Source organism: Citrobacter sp. wls718 (assembly GCF_005280945.1).
Lineage (GTDB): Bacteria > Pseudomonadota > Gammaproteobacteria > Enterobacterales > Enterobacteriaceae > Citrobacter > Citrobacter gillenii.
Genome location: NZ_SZWV01000024.1, coordinates 1 through 1213 on the forward strand (window position 1 = coordinate 1; position 1213 = coordinate 1213).

Here is a 1213-nt window from a genome sequence, read left to right on the forward strand (position 1 = left end):
GGTAGACGATCCTGCCCTATAGTTTGAGCATAGGGGGAGCATATGGGCACACCACGATTTACACCTGAATTTAAGGAAGAAGCCGTCCGACAGATAACGGAACGCGGTTATTCCGTTGCCGAAGTATCTGACCGTCTGGGCGTTTCTGCCCACAGCCTCTACAAGTGGCTACGGGCTATCAAACCGGATAACAGCGAGCAGCATGCCCGGGATTTACTGGAAGCCAAAAGCGAGATCCTGAAACTACGGGCGCAGCTAAAACGTACCGAAGAAGAACGGGATATCCTGAAAAAGGCCGCGCGGTACTTTGCAAGGGAGCCCGACTGAAGTACCGCTTTATCAATGAGCACCGCACTGTATGGGGTGTGATGACAATGTGTCGGGTACTGGATGTCGCCCGGGCCGGGTTCTACGCGTGGCTGCATAACCCGGTCTCGGCACGTGATAAAGATAATCAGCGTCTGCTGACGCTTATCCGTGACTCCTATTCACTGAGCGGAGGCGTATACGGTTACCGGCGGGTTCATGGCGACCTGAACGAAATCGGGGAAACCTGCGGTAAAAACCGGGTGGGCCGTATTATGCAACTGAACCGGATTAAAGCCGTGCGCGGCTATAAAGCGCCGCGTCGTATCGCTGGCAGACCTTCAGTGGTTGCCCCTAATCGCGTGCAGCGGCAGTTTACTGTTGTCCGGGCCAATCAGGTCTGGGTCACCGACATTACTTATATCCGCACCTGGCAGGGCTGGCTGTATCTGGCGGTGGTTATCGATCTCTTCGCCCGTAACGTGGTGGGCTGGTCGATGAAGCCCACTCTCTCACGCGAACTGGCGCTGGATGCACTGATGATGGCGGTCTGGCGACGTAAACCCGACGGCAAGGTCATCGTGCACTCAGACCAGGGAAGCCAGTACGGCAGTGACGACTGGCAGCGCTTCTGCCGGGCTAATAACCTGGTCCCGAGCATGAGCCGGCGTGGCAACTGCTGGGATAATGCGGTGGCCGAATCGTTCTTCAGTTCACTGAAAAAAGAGCGCATCAGGAAGAGAATATACAAAACCCGGGATCTAGCCCGGGCGGATATCTTCGATTACATTGAAGTGTTCTACAACCGGGCCCGGCGCCACAGTCACCTCGGCGGCGTCAGTCCGGAGGCCTTCGAACAGGCCTCGTCGTGAGGACAGAATTTGTCTACGGGCGTGGGGTCAGTCCA

The 1213-nt window shown here is 56.4% G+C and carries 1 protein-coding gene; it reads left to right on the forward strand.

Annotated features, from left to right (window positions below; all coding sequences use genetic code 11):
* The first annotated feature begins 42 nt into the window (after positions 1-42).
* Positions 43-1178, forward strand: a protein-coding gene (locus FDW95_RS05125) for an IS3 family transposase (protein WP_212734293.1) whose coding sequence is annotated in 2 segments (ribosomal slippage) — positions 43-289 and positions 289-1178 — 1137 coding nt in all. Because the reading frame shifts where the segments join, the coding sequence is not laid out codon by codon here.
* Positions 1179-1213: the final 35 nt, after the last annotated feature.